1 protein-coding gene is annotated in these 209 nt (G+C 68.4%); it reads right to left on the bottom strand.

What is annotated here, in order from left to right; genetic code table 11:
- On the bottom strand, positions 1 to 194 hold a 194-nt coding region (locus tag ACPYN7_RS18095), incomplete at its 3' end, for a proton-conducting transporter membrane subunit (RefSeq protein ID WP_424348571.1).
- Positions 195 to 209 lie beyond the last annotated feature (15 nt).

A 209-nucleotide genomic window follows, 5' to 3' on the forward strand; every position in this document is an offset into this window, starting at 1 on the left:
GAGCCGGCCCGGTCCTGCATCACCCCGGCGAGCAGGAACAGGGCGGCGGTGATCAGCCCGTGGCTGACCATCTGCACGACTGCGCCGGTGACCGCCACGGAACGGGCTTGGGCGGCGTCCTCGGCGAGGATTCCGACCGCGCCCAGGGCCAGGACGATGTAGCCCATGTGATTGACCGAGGTGTAGGCGATCATCCGCTTGAGATCCGT

Source organism: Kocuria sp. CH-021 (assembly GCF_049716185.1).
Classification (GTDB): domain Bacteria; phylum Actinomycetota; class Actinomycetes; order Actinomycetales; family Micrococcaceae; genus Kocuria; species Kocuria cellulosilytica.